Origin of the sequence: Burkholderia sp. Se-20378 (assembly GCF_017104665.1) — a bacterium.
Lineage (GTDB): Bacteria > Pseudomonadota > Gammaproteobacteria > Burkholderiales > Burkholderiaceae > Burkholderia > Burkholderia lata.
Genome location: NZ_JAAGPG010001013.1, coordinates 1 through 1,347 on the forward strand (window position 1 = coordinate 1; position 1,347 = coordinate 1,347).

The following is a 1,347-nucleotide window of genomic DNA, read 5'->3' on the forward strand; positions in this document are numbered from 1 at the left end:
GGCGTCGCACGCGAGGTGACGGCCGACCGGTCGCTTGCCGTGCGCTTCCCGGTGAAATTCTCGCTCGGCCTGCCGGACGGCGACGACCGGGTGCCGGCGCCCGGCGAGCACGGCGGCGGATAGCGCGACGCCACCGGCCGCCGACGATAACGAAACAGGAGACAGCCATGACGAATGGTGCGCAGTACCGCCCAGGACGGGCGTGGTCCATCGCGACGATGCTCGCGTTGATGATGCTGGTGAATTTTCTCGACAAGGTCGTGCTCGGCCTCGTGTCGGTGCCGATGATGCGCGACCTGCATCTGAGCCCGACGCAGTTCGGCGTGATCGGCGGCAGCCTCAACTGGCTGTTCGCGGTAGCGGCGGTCGCGGGCGGCATCGCCGCGAACCGCTGGCCCGCGAAATGGCTGCTGTTCGCGATGGCGGCCGCGTGGGCGCTGCTGCAGTTGCCGATGCTCGCCGCGAGCTCGATCTGGGTCGTCATCGCGTGCCGCGTGCTGCTCGGCATCGGCGAGGGCCCGGCGTCGCCGGTCGCGACGCATGCGATCTACAAATGGTTTCCCGATACGCGGCGCAATCTCCCGGTCGCGCTGCTGCACCAGGGCAGCGCACTCGGCCTGCTGATCGCGGGGCTCGCGATTCCGGTCGTCACGTCGCACTGGGGCTGGCGCGCGAACTTCGCGCTGCTGGCGGTGCTCGGGGCCGTGTGGTGCATCGCGTGGGCGGTGGTCGGCGAGGAGGGCGCGCTGTCGCGCGGCCCGCGCGCGGCGGGCGGCGAACGCGTGCCGTACGGGCGGCTGCTGACCGACCGCACGGTGCTCGGCAACTTTCTCGGCCATTTCGCGGCGAACTGGATTCTCGCGATGACGCTCACGTGGATGCCGACCTACCTGCAGCTCGGGCTCGGCTTCGGGCCGCACGAGGCGGGGCGCATGTTCGCGCTGTTCGTCGCGGTCACGTCGCCGCTCAGTCTCGCACTGGCCTGGCTGTCGCAAACATTGCTCGCGCGCGGCATGCCGTCGCGGCACGGACGCGGCACGTTCATCGCCGTCACGCTCGCCATCGCCGGCGTCATGCTGGCCATGCTGCCGGTGCCGGAAGTGCCGCGCGCGGCGAAGCTCGTGCTGCTGACGCTCGGCAGCGGCCTGACGCTGACGATGTACTCGGTCGGCCCCGCGATGCTCGCCGAGGTGACGCCGGATGCGCAGCGCGGCGGCGTGCTCGCGCTCAGCAACGGCTTCGCGTCGCTCGCGGGCCTCGGTGCGCCCGTCGTCACCGGAATGCTGATCGAGGCGAGCGGCGCGTCGGTCGCGCGCGGCTTCGAACAGGCGAGCGTCGTGTGCGGCG

The 1,347-nt window shown here is 71.3% G+C and carries 1 protein-coding gene and 1 pseudogene; both read left to right on the top strand.

Features of this window, described 5'->3' with window-relative positions:
• Positions 1 to 123: pseudogene (locus G3N93_RS41935) on the top strand (CoA transferase); the annotation flags it as partial.
• A 44-nt stretch (positions 124 to 167) separates the two neighbouring features.
• Positions 168 to 1,347 (top strand): MFS transporter (locus tag G3N93_RS39795; protein WP_206135500.1); only part of this gene is annotated, 1,180 nt, incomplete at its 3' end.